The following is a 19,094-nucleotide window of genomic DNA, read 5'->3' on the forward strand; positions in this document are numbered from 1 at the left end:
TCCGTTCTAGTCCCGGTGAATTATATTCATAGCCTTCTGTACCAGAGCTCTTTTTTCCTCTGAACTGAGCTTCTCGTCTTCCACCGCCCTTACGAGTTCAGCCACAAGATCTGACACTTTTTCATTGATTTCACGTTCACGCTGTTCTGATGAGTTTCTGGCCCTGACTTTCGAATACAGTTCCTCATAGTTCTGCAGAATGGCTCCGACCAGCAGATTCAGCAGGAGATACGCTCCGAATATAAACCATGCGGTAAAATAAAAGGTAATCACCCAGGAAGGAGCTCTGATAATTCCGAGTTCCGAAGCCATCACCAGATTGTTGCGCAGATTACTCCAGTCATCACCGGTGACCACCTTGAAAAGAGTGAACATGCTTTCAGAAACCGATCCGAACGGATCCACGTTTTTTCCGACAAAATAGTTCTGGGATTCCTCCTTAAACCTTTCATATACCGCGGATTCCTCAGCGGACACAGAGACAGGATCAGGCATCCGGAACAGGCCTACACCGATAATTGAAAAAACATATACGAACACCAGCATCAGTATCGTGACTCTGTAAAGCGACATCACTGATTTCAGCAGTACCTTTATAACCGTGCTCATCTCGCGGTTCATGGAAATGAATCTGGTTATTCTCAGCAGTCTTACCACTCTGAGTCCGACAAGCACATTGGCACTTGAAACAAAGTTTTCCGGAATCAGACAGCAGACAACCACCAGAATATCAAAAATCTGCAGAGGATCAGTAAAATATGCCTTAACAGATCTGCTGGCAATGAATCTTATCACCAGTTCCAAGCAGAACACCGCCACGCATAGAGAATCAAAGAAACGAAGCTCCGGCAGGGGATAAGACAGCATAAGTCCCGCTGTCAAGGCATTAAGGACAATCACCGCACTGATAAAATATTCAAAACCGACACACGGTCTGTGATTCTTTCTGTCTATCAGACCAGAAAAAAAATTCTTTAGCATAATCACCAATCTCTAATACGACACAGCCGCCTTTTTTAACTTCAGGTATTTTCCTGTTGCCAAAAACCGGCAGGAATCTGTCATTCACATTCATCTTTTCAGTCTAAAAATCATATCAGAAATCCGGCTGTATGCATTTTTTTTTAAGGACTTGTCGTCAAATCTTGTATTACGGGACACAAATAACGTAACAACCTGACTCGCTGATGGTCTGCCTCACCACGTATTGTTCCGGAAAATGAACATTCTTTAACCTTTTGCGGAGCAGATATCCGGACAGGAGAATCAGAATAAATCTGCCGGAATAACATACTGTCTGACTATTTTGTATACAGTTATAGACATTAATTAACTGAAAGACATATAAGAAACATTTTAATGCATCCGTACTTATATTTAGCACAAAAACAAAAAATAATATATCAATCATATTTTTCAAAAGCTATTTAAATCCCCTTGAATAAAATACCCCATAGGGAAGGATTATCCTTTTTTCTGGAAGCCATAAAAAACAGTTTCAGTTCTTACGGAAGAGTATTCGGTTCCATCGGATTCCTCATTATGATTCTGACGGGAATTAACTTTTTCGTTCAGTATGATCTGTTTCATCACCCGGATAAGAGACTGGCGATTTTTGAAAACATTACGATAATCTGTATTACCATCTTTAATGCATTAATGGGCTTATCCTGTTACTACATGGCTGCCGGACAGCTTTTAATAAGAAGAGAAATAACCATCTCAGGTTTTATGGAGATCTCTAGGGACGGATCATACTTAAAAAAACTCCGACACCCTGTATAAAAAGTGTCGGAGCTTTATGTTTCTTACAGCTTCAGTTACTTAACCGTTATTGAAGCATTCTCGTTATATGACACGAACATCTTGGTGCCTATTCTGTCGAGATAGGCACTGTTCATCAGAGGAACCGATACGCCCCTGTGAGCCGCCTTGATGGTGTAGGCTACGGTAATGGCATTGGTATTGTATGCAGTGACAGATGATACAAAACCGGTATCGCCCTTTGAGACTTCCTGATATCCGAGACTTCCTGAAATTATGCCCTTAAGCAGTTTTTCATCGTCACCGCTGTATACCTTTAGCAGTACGGCATTGGCAGGAATCTTGTTTTCCACGGTTATCAGACCGCTGAACTTGGTCTTTGAGGTTAACTCGTTAACCACCAGAATTTCCTCGTTAACCTTGAGAGTTACAGGTCCGGTAATTTCCTTTCCGTTACTGTCATAATAACGAGTAGTCAGTCTGATGCTGTCTCCGGTCACAGGAGCCTTCACCACGTAATCGTTGACACTGACGGTAGAAACAGCGGTTTCTGATGACGGATTTTCAACTGAAACCGCATTGCCCTTAACCTTCAGCTTGACGGTGGATGCAGGAGTTCTGTTAACTCCGGAAATATCGGCAATCAGGTACTGGCATGAAGGATCAAAATAGGTATCCTCGCTTAAATAACCGTACAGTCCGTCCAGACCTTCTGAGTAACCGGCCCTGACTGATGATCTGATTAATGCCAGAACTTCATGACGTACGTTGTTGATGACGTAAGGGAAATGAACCAGAAGCTTCTTGTACAGCTCCACACTGTCATACACGTGTACGTTCTTTGAGGTAACATTATAGGTGTTGACCACGTTGTTCAGAGATGAAATTCCCTTTTCCAGAGCACGGGTACGTCTGTTTCTGTCTCCGTACAGTCCGAAAATATCAGCATAGTACGCAAAGGCTTCAATCTGATAATTGCTGCTGTTTTCCAGAGAGTCGAATCTGTAGATGGCATTGGTCTTTACATTAACCCCCATTCTGGCGAGAGCGTACATTGCCAGAGCCGCCGTGTTGTGACTTTCAGCGGTCTGCAGATCAGACAGCTTGTTCCTGATAATGGCAAGCATATTCCTGTTTACACCGAAGCCTGCGTTGTTTGCCTCAATGAGGAAGAGAGAAGCATATGCGTAGGCGTAGCATGATTCTTCATATGAATATGAAACATTCAGGAGAGAACCGTAGGTATCGAATCTGGACTCTACCAGAGATACCCTGTCGCTGATGCTCTTCTTGATTTCACGAAGCTCACGGCTGTCGGCCGCACTGTTCTTTTCCATGGTATTGAGAACACTCAGAAGCGTCATGCCGTTGGCAGACTGCTTGTAGATGTTGCCGAACATGGTGTCGTCAGCCAGAATGTCCTTAACCATTTCAGAGGTATCAGACAGAGGGAACTTTCCGAGTTTGGCCACAACGTCGGTACCGTCCCTGTATGCATTCACAAATGATACGTCTGCCTTCTGACCGGCCTTGAGCACCACAATTCTGTTTTCGGCGATTCTGGACATAGGGTTAATCACCTTGATTTCGCGTTCGGTGGCGAAATCATATCCGTCTGATTTCACGGACAGGCTGACGTGACCGTCTTCGGACCCCGTGGCTTCAATCTGAACCGGTACGGATGCAAGAGAGTTGTTTTCAGCGGAAACACTGCCCTTGCTGTCGCACTTTATACCGCCGGAGCAGGTTACGGAATAGGTATAGGTTCCGCTCCTGCCGCTTAAGTTATTTATGGTAAGCTGCGCTTCCATGGTATCACCGAGATGCAGGTAGTAAGGCATAACCATTCTGCTTACGGCAGAATCCTTTACAGGTACGTCAACGGAATAGGAGCCGAGTTTGTCGGCAGACCATGCGGTAACCATAAGAGATGCCGTGCTGCTTACGTCCTTCAGATCATAATGAAGTTTTGCTTCACCGTTTTCAACCTTCACTCTTGGCAGATGGTATGACATCAGATTGTCAGTAATGTTGCTCAGTGTCATGCCTGCCATCATGTTTATGTCTCCGGATTCATCACCGTAGCCCTGCCCCTTGTGAGACACGCTCTTCATGATGTATGAGTACGGATCATAGATATCGGTATTGAAATATCTGTGGTTGTACAGTTTCTTCTCAGGTTCCGGCGCCTTCTGACCATTAATGCTCAGAATTCCCTTGTCGATGAATGAGGCCGCCACGTAAGTGTTGCTGTCGGCATTATCCACTTTGACGACGATATCAACACCGCTGTTAGGTACAACCTTCTGCGGAATATCTGCGGAAATCTTCAGAGTATCGGCACTCTTGTCGGCTTCGAGATAAGCCACGCCGATGGAACGGAGAGAGCCGAGATACCTGTTCTCTGCGGAAGCATAGGTGGACAGCACTGCATAGCTGCCGCGGACAAAGGAATCGGAAAGCTTCACAGGAAGTCTGTTGTGCCCCTTTCTGATCTCGTAATGAGTCATTGAGGAATCAGGAGTATCCACAACCAGATCGGCAAAACCGTCATAACTGCTGTCGAATTCAAGGTAGGCTGTCTCTCCCGCCTTATATGCAGTCTTGTCCGCAAAAAGCTCAAATCTGTCAGGATACTTAGGATCTATGTCAGAGCATGAACCGGCATAGAAATCGGATGATGTTTCCAGCCCGTTGTAATTAAGTTTGATTACATAGCTGCCGCTTTCAAGTCTGTATCTGATCCTGCCTGAGGTGTCTTCCTTGAGATCAAGCGAACCTGCTGTTACCGGGGTCAGATGTTCATTTCTGAGATAATTCCAGGAATCGTTGTTATACACGAACTGGTATGAGATGTGACGCTTGTAGATGGAGTAATCAACCTTTCCTTTATGAAGATTGCCGGACTGATCCGCCAGAATAACGCCGAAATCCGTCATCATGGAGTCATTTTTGTCGAAATCGGTCTTTACCCCGACAAGCGGAGACTTGAAATAGATTTTAAACTCGTCTTTCTTGTTAAGAACCTTGGAATTAGGATCAGTAAAGCCGTAGCTGGATTTTACCTTCTGGGCATAATCATCTAAAACGCCTTCGGAATCAAGGGTTATGGTAACGGCACCGGTATTGTCCGTCTCTAACTCAGGTATATTTCCGTAAACTGTCAGTTCTGACACCTTGCGCTGATTAGGACCGAAGTAGTAATCCTTGTATGCGTCCACCGGATGATTATCAGGTTCAATGGTGTAGTAACCTGACACACTGATACCCGGAGCAGGAGCGTCATAAGTGAATCTGGTACTGATGATTACACTGTCGCCGACCTTGAGCACCGGCCCCTTTCTGATAATGCTAGGTTCAATGGATGACGGTATGAAATCATCAACCAGCACGCTGGTTGTACTTAAAGTATGCTTTTTGTCAAAGCCCAGTACGAATTTCCAGCTACCGTTCTGAGAATATTCATCGAAATCAAAATCATAATCGAAGGCACCGGCTGCAGGATTGCTTAAGGTAAGTTCCTGATAAAGCAGTCCGTCAGGTCTGTACACCATAAGCTTCAGCGCCTTGACGGAGGTGGCATTGAGTTTTCTGTCTCTTACAATGGCATGATAGTTCACCTTTTCACCCGGACGGACCATGGTTCTGTCGGTATAGGCAAACACGTTGTAGTCGGAATCTGTTCCGCTGGTATCAGTGGTACGGACACCTTCGAGCACCAGAGGCATCAGACGCAGATCCTGACTGTAAAAATCACCGTCTTTGGTAACATTTACGATCACCGGCTTCTGGGAATTTACCCCCTTAACGGCCTCTCTGCCGAAATGAGCATAACCGTTCTTATCGGTAACGGCTGTAGCCAGCACTTCATTGCTTGAACTTATGAGCGTGGCTCTGGCGCCAGCCATCGGTTTGGCGGAATTGAGCGCCCTCACGGCGATATCAATGCCGGTATCCTTCTGGTAGGTGGTCATTCCTATGTTGGAGATAACCAGAGACTTTGCCATGAACATGCTTTCGTAATGATCCGTGATGTAGTCAAGGCAGTCTCCTTCGGCATCACATTCAGTGGTGTCGGTGCCGGTAATGAACAGTACATAGGTACCCGGTTCCTGCTTTGCGGAAAGATCCTTCAGATCCACAAAAGTAGTGACGGTGGTGTTTTCTCCGCCTTCAACCTTGTAGACTTTTGTTCCGAGGAAAGTACCGTGATCGCGGATATAGTCAACCGTGCTCCAGCGGTAATCCAGATCACTGGTTGCTCTTGAAGTGTAAGCTGCCAGATCCATGGAGGAGATTCTGTAGAGAACAGCCCTGAACTTATCATGGTTAATGCTTTCTACGGCTACCTTCTTATCCTTTTCGGCTGCAGAAATTATATTTCCGGCCTGGAATCTGATGCTCGGCTGATGATCGATTGTCTTGAATTCCACGGATGTGTCATGACTAAGCTTTGCATTGGTGGAATCCCTGAGACCTGCCTTCAGGGTAACCTTGTATTCGGTTCCGAAATCAAGATCGGAAAGACAGAGATTTCTGCCGCTGGTGAAAAGGTTCACTTCCTGAACCCTGCCGGTTGTCTTATTAAGCGCGGACACGTAATTGGCCAGCACCTTCGGAGTATTGCCTTCGGTTTCCATGCTCTGTGTCATGACAAGACAGGTGGTGGCTGCTCCGGTCTGATTCTGATCAATTGTTCTCAGAACCTCTGGGTCGGCCGCCAGAGCGGCTGCTCCGTATCCTGAATAAACCAATGCCGTTACTGCCACTGTCAACTTGGATAATTTCATTCTTCAGTCCTCGAAAAAGTACATAATCTTTATGCTGTAAATCCGATTCTGCATAAACATGTAAAACAAACAGAATATTTATGTACAACATTTTATGTTTTATCGGACTGTTCATCAAAACTTATGAAACATCAGCCCCCGAAAAGCGTGCCTCAGTCAAATATTGAGCCTGAAAAATATCCGTAAGCATGAAAAACAATCTCCGTCCGCCGCCGGACTGCATGTAAAAGCCTCGGTTTTCCTAATTGAGTACGGCTTTATGTCAGAAGCCGGCCAGACCTTCATCACTGGCTGATTTCAGTTCGGGAATTTTCTCTCTGTACATTTTTTCAAGATACCTGTTCAGATGTCTTGCCCGTATGGCAGGAGGCAGATTATCTTCCGGCACCATATCGGAAACCTTAATCGGCCGATGCCTTTCAATGTAGAAATGAGGAACATGCTTCGGAGCCATGATGTTCAGGAAACCGCGGCTGAGATATTCAGGTTCCGAGCAGTAAATGAATATCGGAACAATATCCATGTCCAGACGTGAAGCCAGATTGGCGGCACCTCTTTTAAAACAGATGTCACCGTGGGTTCTGCTTCCTTCCGGAAATATCAGAAGGCTGTCTCCGTTTTCCAGAGATGAGGATACCTCATCCAGTGATGAGAGATTATTCACGTATCCCAGATGATTTATGATGTGTCTCATGAATCCAACGGTAAGCGAATGCTTTACCATGGTATTTACGGTTACTTCGGTATGAGTAAGCAGAATCACGTAATCGACCAGTGTCGGATGATTGGAAATGTAGATACGGCCTCGGCCTGAAGAGGAAGACAGGGAGCGGTCACTCGAGGCTGCGGAATCATTTTCGTCCTCGACATCCCTGAAATGAACTCTGAATACAAACATTATTCCGGACAGAAAAACTATAAAGCGGAAACTGGATTTTACGAGCCCTCTGAGTACCAGACAGCGCTTTCTGCCGTTACGGATGACAAGACTCAGCAGAAAAAACACCGGAACGCCGAGAAGTACCGCTCCCAGCGAGAAGACACCGAAAACGGTCAGTGTTGCCAGACTTCTTAAAATCAGCGCGATTTTCTGCATGTTCTTTTTCCGTATCAGAAAAGCTGTTTATCTGTCTTCTGCAGGTTCCGGCTGCGGAGGATTCACGAACCTCAGTTCCCTGAAATAATCAACCGGATCCATTCCACCTTCTCTGCCGTAGTCAAATTCAAAATAATGCTCTTCGGTTTCCGGATCGGATTCGGAAGTTTTCATGGCGCTGTCCGTGCGGTAAAGCTCATCCACCGAACTGATGTCCGCCTGCCATTTTTCAAGAACTGCGGCACAGGCATAGGAACCGTTGCCGTACACGCTTTCCGGAATCGGCATGATATTATTTGAAAGATCCTCCTCATAAACCACAATCAGGACTCTTTCCTTTCCTTCGCCGTAAAGGGAGGCATAGGCCTCGGCCATGGCCGCACCGAGTGTTTTTTCAGCGGCGCTTACCGCCGTGGTTTCTCCGAAGAATCTGCTGACGATGGAGAACACGCCGATATTGCCGTTATGAACCGATGCGGAAAACTCGGTAGGAGAAACACCGTTGTCCATGCATACGTCCCTTAGCAGTGTGATGCACCTTTTGGTCTCTCCTGTTCTGCTGGCAAAGATAACCTTGTCGATTTCATAATGTCTGAATGCTTCCATTGACAGGGCAACGGCCATCTTGCCCGAAGAGCTCAGACGTCTGCGCATCATCATGGGAATGGCCTTTATGACAGGCAGTTCCTTAATCGAACCGTCATCATGATGATTGTAGTTGCTTCCCTGTATTTTTTTCAGTTCCTCGTACGCATGCGCATAGCCTGACAGGAAATAAACCTGCTTTAAATTAAATCTGAAGCTCACGACACATCCTTAAATATTCAGAAAAAACAGCCGGAAACTCCGGCGCAAACAGCCTGAATTATACAGCAGATCCGTTATTCTCCCAAACGGAAGGCTGACAAAACCATAACGCACTTAACCAAAAAACATGTAGCCTATAACCACTGCGGCTATCACTGAGGCGAGATCCGCCATCAGACCGCAGAATACGGCATGTCTGACTCTGGTAATTCCCACCGAACCGAAATAAACGGCTATGACGTACAGTGTGGTTTCAGTAGATCCCTGCATAATGGAGGCTATGTGCCCCTGCAGCGAATCAGGTCCGTAGTTTTTGAAGACATCAAGAAGCATGGCTCTTGCCCCGCTTCCGGAAAGAGGTCTGACCAGACCTACCGGCAGCGCATCGGTAAAGGCCGTATCCGAAAGGAACAGACCGAACAGCCATTTAAGTCCTCCGGTAATCAGTTCCAGAAGTCCGCTGCTTCTGAATACCGCAATGGCAAACAGCATGGCCACAAGATAAGGAAGAATGTCGATACAGATGCCGAAGCCCTGTCTGGCTCCCTTTACGAAGTCCTCAAACACATTCTTTTTAAGAAACATCGCATAGGCAGTCACCGCACCCACGAAACCCACCATGCACACGTCACTGAATACGGTGGCCTGTGAAGCCAGATTTTCTCCGGCTCTTACCGCCCATACGGCAAGCCCCGCAATAAGCCCCGCCAGAAAGACGAAAGCCACCAGCACAGGCACTTTGAAAATATTGATTTTTTGGATAAGAGCCGTCACCAGAAAACCGACCGTGGTAGAGACCGCGGAGGTAAGCAGCAGCGGCAGAAACACATCCGTCGGACTTGCGGAACCGAACTGGGTTCTGTACATGATGATGCTTACCGGAAAAATCGTGATGGCCGAGGTGTTTATCACCAGAAACATGATCTGACTGTTCGAAGCCGTATCTGAACTGCCGTTGAGTGTCTGCATATCCTTCATGGCACGGATACCGAAGGGAGTTGCGGCATTATCGAGTCCGAGCATGTTTGCGGACATGTTCATGGTGATGCTGCCGATGGCCGGATGTCCTTTCGGAATATCCGGCATTATCACTCTGAAAAAAGGTTCGAGCACTCTGGCAAGCTTTGCGGTCAGTCCTGCGGATTCCATTATGGAGGCAATCCCCATCCACAGACAGGTCATTCCCAGAAGCCCGATGATAACCTTGACCGACAGATCCGCGGAACTGAAGAACTCCTGCAGGAATGCGTCAATCTGCATGTCATCCGTAACCAGACATCTTATGAGCGCGGAGATAATTCCCAGAACTATCATCCCGCCCCAGATCTTATTAATCATACACTCAAATTCCATTAACCTCCGACTGACAACCTCAAGGTTTCAGACGGTATAAAAACATATCCGGCCGCGGTCCTTCATCAGAACCGTCAGCCGGATAATTATAAAGGGATTACCGCAGACTATGCATATCAGAAGCGCGGATATGCCGGTTATCTCAAAAAAACGACCTGTACTTTCGCCTACTGCAGAACGTCAAGACAGGCTTCGATTCTGATGCCCTTGAACTTGTCATCGTTGTCCTTGTTTCTGATAACCATCTTCTTGACTGAAATCATGGCATCTGAAACTGCGGCCTTGAGATACATTCCCTGAAGCAGTCTGCCCATCAGTATTGACAGGAATATGTCACCGGTTCCCGGCAGGAATACCGGTACGGAAACATACGGCAGCACGAAGTATTCATCCTGTTCGGCGCTGTATCCGGCAACGGCCTCGCTGCCTTCAACGTGACAGCTGGTAATTACCACTGAATGGGAACCGAGGTCTCTCAGGCGGTCAACCAGAGCAAAAACCTCTTCCCTGGTAAGATCGTCCTTATACTCGGAATCAGTCAGATACACGGCTTCGGTATAATTCGGAACACAGCAGTGGGCAACGGCCAGAAGTCTCTTCATGTTGGCTACGGTTTCCATGCTCATGCCGTTATACAGAGAACCGTTGTCCGCCATGATTGGATCCACGAAAATCAGCACGCCCTTCTGAGCTTCCCTGCCGCAGAAATCAATCAGCAGATCCGCCTGAGCCGTGGAGGTGATGAGTCCGGTGGAGATTGCATCAAATCTGAATCCGAGTTCTTCCCATACCTTGATGGAATCACGCATATAGTCCGTGGTATCCTGTATTCTGAATTTACCATACTCCAGAGTATTTGAAACCAGTGCGGTAGGAAGATTGTAGATGTGGTACCCCATATTTGTAAGCACCGGAATCATGGCTGAAAGAGCCACCTTGCCGTAACCGCAAATATCATTTATCAGAAGAATCTGTTTGCTGCTGGTCATAATCTGTCCCGAAAATAAATATTCAGGCAAGCGCCTGAAAAAAAGTTTTTAAACCAAAAATCAAAAATTGCATGCATTATTGCACATTGATTTTTTTTGATCAATCACACATTTTAAGAGGATTTAAAGACTGATTTACGGGAAGCCTTCAAAAACCTATAAAAACACAAGGAATTACCGGAAACAGCCTCTTTCCGAAAAACACCGAATCATTCCGACAAACCGGAATGATAATACATTCCATGCCTGACAGTTTCACACCTTGTCTTAAGTTTTCGTTTTCTGTTTCTTTCATAACATTTTTATACATACCGTGTCTCGTATTTATTATATTGTGTGTGTATCTTTATTTTTTTCATAAAAAATAACCGTACCTTAACTTTGGCATATCCACAGCACGTAAGATATGCCGTTGCGGATATATAGAGAAGACCGGCAGACTGGTGGGAACACTGCCTGCTGATGAAATAGCTCCGTACAGGAGAGCCGCTTTTCTGCCCGTTGTCAATCTGGTTGTCTCCACCATAATCATGTGTGCGTGTTCTATCCTTTCAAAACACGCCTTTGAACTAGGTCTGTTTCTGGTTATGGTGACTCAGCCTTTTTATTTCATAGTTAACATTCAGCCTGATTACTACAGTCTGTTTGAAGACGAGAGGATGTCCAGGATACTGTTCAACATTGCCCTGACAGTCCTGTTCCTGCTGGCACTGTTCGTGATATTTTTTACCAAGCCGGTATTTATAATAGCGCTGATAATATTCTTCTGCGTACAGCCGATGGTTTACAACTCAATTCTCAATGAACTCTATCTGCACAAAGAAAAACGATATGAGGAAAAAATAGAAAGAGTCTTCGATGCCAATGATTATTTCGTGGCAGAACAGAGCAGCATTGAAACAACTAAGCCGGAATATACAAGGACCTATGACTCCACACCAAGATACGTTACCGTATCAGCCAAGGACGGTTCGGTTATCAGATACAGTAAGTAACGAATCATGCGGTTGCGCCTGAATCCGAGTAATTATGGCCGAATCCCGTTATCAATCTGTGTGATCAATAACGGGATTCGCACTGACCCCCGGTAACGGGATTTTTTACCTCAGAATAATCTTATTATCTGGCATCAGTCTTTTCAGCCGAATCCGAATTCCAGAAATCAAAATCAAACTTGTAGACCGCATCAACCGCCTGTTCGATGGAACTCAGGGCTTCGATATAGAATCTCGGGAACATTTCATATCTGATGCGGAATTCAGATACCGCATTGTAGATACCGTAACCGTATGCCACCTGAACCTTAGGAAAAATGTAAGCTGAAACCTCAACGGAGGTATCATCGCCTTCCCCCTTCGAATCAAGAGACACATCCTCGAGACCTACAACCTCTCCCATGCGCCCCACTATGCTGTTGGTCTGCATCAGCCCGACACCCAGCAGCAGCTGAGTAGCCATGTCGCTGCTGCCGCTGGTCTGGTCAAGCCCCTTGCCGCGAAGCAGGTAGGACAGAGCCTCACTCTGATTCATTTCCGGACGTGAGAAGATGGAAACCGTAGGACTGTTGGCATTACCGGTAACCTTGATACCGACTATGATATTGTCATCCTCCATGGACTGAGGATTTCTGATGGCTCTGATATTCAGGTTCGGACTTGCCGGATCACCAACAAACAGAATTCTGCCCTGTTCAATCAGAAGATTCTGACCGTAGGCATGGAATGTACCGTCAATCATTTCAATCTTACCGTTGAGAGTCATCGGCCTTCTCGGTCTCTGAGCCAGGGTCAGACTTCCCTTGAGGTATGATTTCAGACCGAGAGCGTTAACCTTGATTTCGGGTCCGAGATTAACCTTGATATTCATACGGAAAGGCATGCTGTTTTCCTCGTTATCGACATACATGCCGTCTTTGTTCTTATGATATTCCGTTATGTCGCTTGAAGCGGATACGGAACTTGCCGGAAGTTCCTTGACCTTGATTTTAGCCAAAGGAATGTCAACCGTTCCGTCAATACTGCCGTATCTGTCGGTGAACTTGCCGGTAATATCCAGCTTGACAAGAGCGTTACCGTAACCCATAAGCTGAACCGGAAGCTCTTCTGTATCAACTCTTATCACGGCATCAAGACCGTTTTCCCAGGATACGTTGCCGTTAATCTTTCCGTATTTGTCGTTAAAGCTGAAGGACGAGGTTATGGAGGCTTTACGTCCGTCCACGTCCATGGTGCTGTTGATATGCTCAATCATACCGATACCGGCTGAAGGGAACACATTCATTTCATTTATTTTCAGCTGTCCGTAGAAGGCAGGATTATCAAGAGTTCCTCCATAGGTTCCTCTGGCTGACAGAATACCATTGGCTGATGTTACCTCTTCGGAGAATTTTTCCGCAAGAATCAGGTTGAGATTGCTGATATCCAGACTTCCGCTGACAATCTTCTTTGATGAAAGCTGATTTACATTGAAATCAGTACTGATATAACCGAGTTTGCCGAGATCTATTCTTATGCTGGAAGTCAGATTATCCTTTGACAGTTCGGCATTGAGTCCCAGTCTGTCAATATCAAGACGTTCCTTGTTGTAATACAGGGCATTGGCGTCTTCCCTGAGTCTGAAGGAGGCAAAAGGCTGACTGTGCTTCGTGCCGGCTTTAACGAAGATATCCAGCGGCTTGTCAATCATGAAGCTTTCCGGAAGGAATTTCTTGAAACGCATCAGATCAAGCTTCGGAATTTCCAGATTTATTTCTGAAGCTGCTGATGAATAATATCCGTCGGATACATTAATCAGCACATCATTGACTGACCATGCATGACCGTTAAGACTGGCTGAAAAATCAGGGGCAAGCTTCATTCTGAAATTTACCGGTCTTACAAGACTAACGGCAACATCCCTTGCTTTGGCGGTCAGTTCACTCACACTGCCGATATACAGATCTCTGGCCTTGTTGAGACCGCCGTCAAATCCCAGAGTAACGGGACCTGCGATGGTATCTGATTTCATCAGCAGATGATGCTTTGATTCACCGCCGTTAAAATCGAGATTGAAATCCTTTATATATGAGTCCTTGCCTTTTCTCAGTTCTTCCATGTACAGACTGAGTTTACTGTCGGCAAGCACCATGTTCTTCAGAAAGGCCTGAAGCTCAAGGGCCACGTTGTATACATGGTAATGTTCGGCTATAAACTCGCTGGCATATATCTTTGCATCGATGTTTGGTGATTCAAAATCGCCGGTTATCCTGATGACACCATTAATCAGACCGTAATAATCCGGCATGATGACGCTTATGTCCTGCACGTCCAGACTGACATGCAGATCCGCCGTCTTCTGGATTTTTCCGCTGATATCCAGGGTGTTTTCATCACCAACGGCCAGATGTACGCCTTCAATAATTCCTTTGCGGGAGGAATTCAGCTCAAAACGGCCGGAGGTTAAGGACAGAGGATAGTTCATCAGTCTGCCGTCGGCATCCAGTCTGGAAACCTTTACCACCCAATCATCGCTGTTCTGGAAATGCACGTATGAGGTTATGCCGAGATTTACGTTGCCTTCATAATCCGGCAGATATCTGGCAAGTTCAACGACATTGGCATCAACCTTGCCGTCAAATGAATACTGATCACTCCAGATGGCCTTTCCTGAAACATCCAGACTGTCACCGATGTCTGAATTAACCCTGAATTCGCTTATGTCGACAGATCCGAAATCAGTATTCAGAACTCCGTGCAGATCCAGCACAGGATAATCCAGAGCCCTGATACCCGATGCGGTAATGTCGGCAGCCACACTCTGCAGACTGCCGTCTGCATGAAGCTTCAGACTTTCAGCCGAATATTCAATCACATCGGCATCAAGAGGCCAGAGAGCATGTCTGACATCAATATCGGCACTGAAAGGAAGTGTCGGAGCCAGAACATTGCTGCGGACAATGACATCCGCGTCAATTGCCCCCACTGCGTGAATTCCGCCTTTGAGATCCGCCAGATCTCCGGTCACATTGGCGTCAAGCGTGTGATTGTGAAGCAGACCGAACCAGTCAGGATTATTTGAACTCGCTTTTAAATGAGCTTCTATAGGATAGTATTCTTTAAAGGTCATGTCACTGTCATTGAGCTCGGCATGTCCCAGCTCATGATCAAAATAAAGATGATCAACATGGAGCTCCGGTCCGACGAAATTCATTTTGAAGCCGCCGTTGAAAATACCGGTATCAAATGAATCCATGTGATATCTGGAATTTGTAAGAGTAACCTTTTCAACGTAAAGGTCAAACGGCAGAATTACGGTATAAAGCGGTTCAATGCGCTTATGTATCTCATCTCTGTCATAAGGATCATTAAGAGGAAGTTCGTCTTCGTAAGCGGGAGTCTCTGAAGATGCCTGTACATCGGCTGAAACCTGAACCGGAGTCTTTTCTTCTGGCTTTTTACCTGTCTTCACATCTGCCGTTTCAGCCGTTTTTTCCAACCCCCTCTCAGTCTCTGAGACAGAAACATCCCCTCTGTTTTCAGTCTGACTGTCTGCTGCCTGTTCTTCAGCGGATTCATTATCCATGCGGGCTGATTCGGCTGCATATTCAGGATGAAGGGACAGCAGAGATTCATAAGTAATCTGCTCTCCTCCTGCACGACGGGCAAGCAGTGCGTCACGATCATCTCCGTGAAGCAGGGAATCCCCGTATTCAATATTGAGGTAATCCACGTTAAGCACGGTGTGATTCATTGAAGCTGACGCGGTACAGCGTTTTACAGCCACGTCAATAATGTTTGAAAGCATCAGGAAACGATCAATCTCGATGTTCTTCACACTGAGATTCACGGGCATGTCCAGAACGAATCTTTCCCCGTCATCCTCGACCTCTTCTTCTGCTTCCACGTAAGGATTCACGTCCGGAGCGGGCATGTATATCAGGGTAGGATCCGGTTCTTTTGCCGATTCCCTGATTCTTACCATGTCTCCCTGTTCGTTAAGGGCAAAGGAATAGTTCTCGTAAAGACGTTTTTCCAAAATATCACTTATTCCCGGAAATTCCACAGGCTTATTGCCGAGCACCAGCAGTATGTCTGAAGTTTTAAGATATCTGACATTCAGATGACCGTACAGCAGATCCCATACTGAATACTTGATTTCCAGTTTTCCGGCATCAATATGAATGGAGTCCTCTATATCCAGTCGAAAATTCTCCATGGTAAAGCCGTTGGCAAGATTACCGAAGGTAAGATCACCGTCAATACCGTCCACAAATCCCTTGACCCTGTTCCATGTGAATTCCGAACCGGTATGGGTAAACAGTACGAATGAAAGCGTAAGAATAACAAATATCAGCAGTGAAAAAAACACTACCGTTGACCACTTGATCACTTTGAAAACGATAGATCTGATTCTGCCAAAAACACCTTTCTTCTCTACCGTTTCTTCTCTGACTTCCAATGGTTCTTCTGGATTCTGCATAACTATTAAACCGCTGTCTGAGACAAAAATTCAAAAACTAAATATCAGGACCTATACCGAAATGAAGATGGAACGGAACTTTTTTCTCTGAAACCCCGAAGCCGAGATCCACCTTGACAAGTCCAATCGGCGTTACATATCTTATACCGGTACCGACACCGATAACGGTATTTTCACTCTTGTATTCATTGGTTGCCTGTCCGGCATCGATAAACCACGCGTTGCGCAGATCCTCGATAACCGGAATCTGAATTTCCGCCGTTCCTGACGTCATGTAGCGACCGCCTGAAAGCTTGCCGCCTCTGTCACGATCGGAAACCGTCTTGTACCCGAAACCTCTTACGGAATTGTCACCGCCGACAAAGAACCTGTAGGAAGGTGGAGCCGATTTGGCGTCCGGACCTATGTTTGCCCCCTGCTCCAGTCTGAGGATGAATCTGGAATCCCTGGTCGGACTCAGCAGCCACTTGGCTGAGCTGTAGAGCTGCAGGAAGGTAACGTCTCCGCCTAAATTGGTGGAGGAACTGAAAATTCTGAAATTATAGTTCTCTCCTGAACGAGCGTCCCTGTACGGAAAAGCTCTCGCAAAATTAACTCTGAAACTCGGGCCTATGGTCCAGGTGTTTCCTTTTTCTATACCCTGAGAATAGTCTTCATACTGCACGGTAAACCCGTAATCCACAGACCACGGAGCATGCTCCTTGGTCACGTAATGGCCCTGAAATGACGTGATGTTATCAAGGGTATCATTGAGATTTTCACGAATCTGCTGAGCCTGCAGGAAAAAATAATCGGAAAGCGGATTTCTGAACGGAATCTTGTATCTTACCAGAAATTCACGCTTTACTTCAGAAGCATGAAGCTGCATGACCAGAGAATCACCTCTTTCATTAAGCAGCGGCATGTTCCACTTCACCTTGCCTCTGACACCTTCGTCTGTGGCGTAACCGAGACTGGTTTCCACCACGTTAAACTTCTTGCGCTTGAGATAAATGTTGATTGGGACCTGATAATCCTCGGTTTCCTCAAGAATCGGATGAACTTCAGCATCGGCAAAATAACCGGTGTCATACAGATGACTGCTTACGGAAGACAGTTTGTCTGTATTGAACCTGTCACTCTCTTCAATCTGAACCAGGGGTTCTATGGCCGGAACATACCGGGTATCTCCGGTAAAGGAAACCTTTCCGAATCTGTATCTTCTGCCGCTGTTGAAAATCAGATAGACATCAGCGCTGTTTTCAGTAGGATCCGCATAAACGTGATTCTTTACGAAATGCGCATCAAAATAACCTCTTGTGAGAGCCGTGGCAATAATCTTTGCCTTGAGACTCTCGTAGGCGTCATGGGTAAGAATCGTATACGGCTTAATAGTCATTTTGCGGAAAATACGCATGAAGCCAGGATCCGTCAGAGCCTCTCCGAGAATCTGAACATGGGTATTCTTAACCCATACCGGCTTGCCGGGATCAACATAAACCACCAGCACGGCATTCTTTTTGGATCTGAACGTCATTTTAACATTTGGTCTGTAGTATCCGTAGACCTTGGAAGCTTCATTGACGCGCTCTTCAATTTTTCTGACTGAAACATGAGGAGTATTGAAGCTGCGGCGATGCAGTTCAGGGAGAGTGGAAAGATATGCCTCCACATTATCCCTTACACTGCTGTTGCCGCATTCAACTTTGTATTTGACTATTTTTTCCAGAACCTGTTCGGAAACACCGTCATTGAGCCCACCGTCCTTCTGGACGTATTCGTTCTGGAACTGAAGCTGCCGGTTATAGTTATAATCAGCATCATACGTTGTGTCGGCATAACAGTTAGCAGCACAGGTCAGAAGAAAAACCAGCAGACACAGAACACGGTAAAGACGGAATAACATTACTGTCGCCTTCCTCTCCACAAAAAATGATTATTACCTTATGCGCAATGTCTGTTGATAAAAATGATGACTTACCGTCATAGAATTACGCACGGCATGGTTGACGGAGCCGTGATTCCGACGGAATAAAAAAGTAGCCCCTGTTATCGCAGTATACAGAGTGCTGACCGTTCCGGATGCAAACATGGATGATTTTCACCATGAGTGTCATCTGCAGCCGGATATAAAAAATTCTGAACCGATAATGCACAGAACATTACACAAAATCCCTCAATATAATACCCCACAGATTTTCATAAAACCATAATTAAGGGAATTTAATGAGAGATTTGTGCATATTAGGTCGGATTTAAAACAAATCAGACTATTTATTGAACAGCTTCCGTATCTGAAAACACCATATTATCTGCTGTAGAAAGGACATGTTCTGACAAGCACGTTGTCCATGTGAGCCGGAACACCGGCAGCGTTAAGCTTTTTGAAGATGGCATCCGTCATGTCATACATGAGAACATAACGGTAGAATTTTTTATTTGTGTCGTATAATCCCTCAACATAGCCGTTGCCTCTGAAACATTTTGCTTCAAAACGGTATACTCCGTCAGGTGTCACTCTGGGCTCAGAAGAAATGTTTCCGCTGTTATCAATAAAGGTTACTGAAGTACAGCGTTTCTTCATGTCATTGAAGGTCAGGGAAAAATCTTCAAGAGAAGGTCTGCTTACGGTTTCTACGGTAATCTGATATTCCCTCGGATGCATGTCATCAAGTTCTACCGAGCAGATGCCTTCGTTGTCAAATTCACCGCTGGAAACATTAAACTTATGACCGGCAAAATTGTAATTGTCGGTACCATCAGTTTTTTCCGCAGCCAGAGTCTGCCCTGCTACTGACAGTAAAAACACACCGGCAACCGCCGCATACAGAAAAGAAATCTTCATTTACCACTCCGATA

General features: G+C 45.8%; 10 protein-coding genes. 1 reads left to right on the top strand and 9 read right to left on the bottom strand.

Annotation, left to right across the window (positions count from 1 at the left end):
* Window positions 1-6: 6 nt before the first annotated feature.
* From T489_RS0100640 to T489_RS0100670, 6 genes are all read right to left on the bottom strand, one after another.
* Window positions 7-981, bottom strand: a complete 975-nt coding sequence (locus tag T489_RS0100640; protein ID WP_031578112.1) for an ion transporter — start codon at window positions 979-981, stop codon at window positions 7-9.
* 839 nt (window positions 982-1,820) lie between these two features.
* Complete coding sequence (locus T489_RS0100650; RefSeq protein WP_031578115.1) at window positions 1,821-6,554, bottom strand: alpha-2-macroglobulin family protein; 4,734 nt, start codon at window positions 6,552-6,554, stop codon at window positions 1,821-1,823.
* Between the two features lie 262 nt (window positions 6,555-6,816).
* On the bottom strand, window positions 6,817-7,650 hold the full coding sequence (locus tag T489_RS0100655; RefSeq protein WP_031578116.1) for a lysophospholipid acyltransferase family protein: 834 nt from the start codon (window positions 7,648-7,650) through the stop codon (window positions 6,817-6,819).
* Between the two features lie 27 nt (window positions 7,651-7,677).
* On the bottom strand, window positions 7,678-8,457 hold the full coding sequence (locus tag T489_RS13940) for a beta-ketoacyl synthase chain length factor (protein WP_051621668.1): 780 nt from the start codon (window positions 8,455-8,457) through the stop codon (window positions 7,678-7,680).
* A gap of 114 nt (window positions 8,458-8,571) precedes the next feature.
* A complete protein-coding gene (locus tag T489_RS0100665; protein ID WP_031578118.1) occupies window positions 8,572-9,795 on the bottom strand; it encodes a nucleoside recognition domain-containing protein in 1,224 nt (407 codons plus the stop codon).
* Between the two features lie 182 nt (window positions 9,796-9,977).
* A complete protein-coding gene (locus T489_RS0100670; RefSeq protein ID WP_031578119.1) occupies window positions 9,978-10,799 on the bottom strand; it encodes a pyridoxamine kinase in 822 nt (273 codons plus the stop codon).
* A gap of 443 nt (window positions 10,800-11,242) precedes the next feature.
* Here T489_RS0100670 and T489_RS13345 point away from each other — a divergent pair, with 443 nt between their 5' ends.
* Complete coding sequence (locus tag T489_RS13345) at window positions 11,243-11,794, top strand: hypothetical protein (RefSeq protein WP_037318318.1); 552 nt, start codon at window positions 11,243-11,245, stop codon at window positions 11,792-11,794.
* A 124-nt stretch (window positions 11,795-11,918) separates the two neighbouring features.
* On the opposite strand, the gene T489_RS0100685 is transcribed toward T489_RS13345, so the two are convergent.
* The 3 genes from T489_RS0100685 to T489_RS0100695 form a co-directional block, all read right to left on the bottom strand.
* Entirely contained in the window at window positions 11,919-16,256 is a 4,338-nt protein-coding gene (locus T489_RS0100685) for a translocation/assembly module TamB domain-containing protein (RefSeq protein WP_031578120.1), read from the bottom strand.
* A gap of 37 nt (window positions 16,257-16,293) precedes the next feature.
* Window positions 16,294-18,141, bottom strand: a complete 1,848-nt coding sequence (locus T489_RS0100690) for an autotransporter assembly complex protein TamA (RefSeq protein WP_031578121.1) — start codon at window positions 18,139-18,141, stop codon at window positions 16,294-16,296.
* Between the two features lie 402 nt (window positions 18,142-18,543).
* Entirely contained in the window at window positions 18,544-19,080 is a 537-nt protein-coding gene (locus tag T489_RS0100695) for a hypothetical protein (protein WP_031578122.1), read from the bottom strand.
* Between the last annotated feature and the right edge of the window lie 14 nt (window positions 19,081-19,094).

Source organism: Ruminobacter sp. RM87 (assembly GCF_000701925.1).
Lineage (GTDB): Bacteria > Pseudomonadota > Gammaproteobacteria > Enterobacterales > Succinivibrionaceae > Ruminobacter > Ruminobacter amylophilus.

Coding starts and splice junctions, on each gene's coding strand:
- T489_RS0100640 (WP_031578112.1), bottom strand. CDS start 981: ATGCTAAAGAATTTTTTTTCTGGTCTGATAGACAGAAAGAATCACAGA.
- T489_RS0100650 (WP_031578115.1), bottom strand. CDS start 6,554: ATGAAATTATCCAAGTTGACAGTGGCAGTAACGGCATTGGTTTATTCA.
- T489_RS0100655 (WP_031578116.1), bottom strand. CDS start 7,650: ATGCAGAAAATCGCGCTGATTTTAAGAAGTCTGGCAACACTGACCGTT.
- T489_RS0100665 (WP_031578118.1), bottom strand. CDS start 9,795: ATGATTAATAAGATCTGGGGCGGGATGATAGTTCTGGGAATTATCTCC.
- T489_RS0100670 (WP_031578119.1), bottom strand. CDS start 10,799: ATGACCAGCAGCAAACAGATTCTTCTGATAAATGATATTTGCGGTTAC.
- T489_RS0100685 (WP_031578120.1), bottom strand. CDS start 16,256: ATGCAGAATCCAGAAGAACCATTGGAAGTCAGAGAAGAAACGGTAGAG.
- T489_RS0100690 (WP_031578121.1), bottom strand. CDS start 18,141: ATGTTATTCCGTCTTTACCGTGTTCTGTGTCTGCTGGTTTTTCTTCTG.
- T489_RS0100695 (WP_031578122.1), bottom strand. CDS start 19,080: ATGAAGATTTCTTTTCTGTATGCGGCGGTTGCCGGTGTGTTTTTACTG.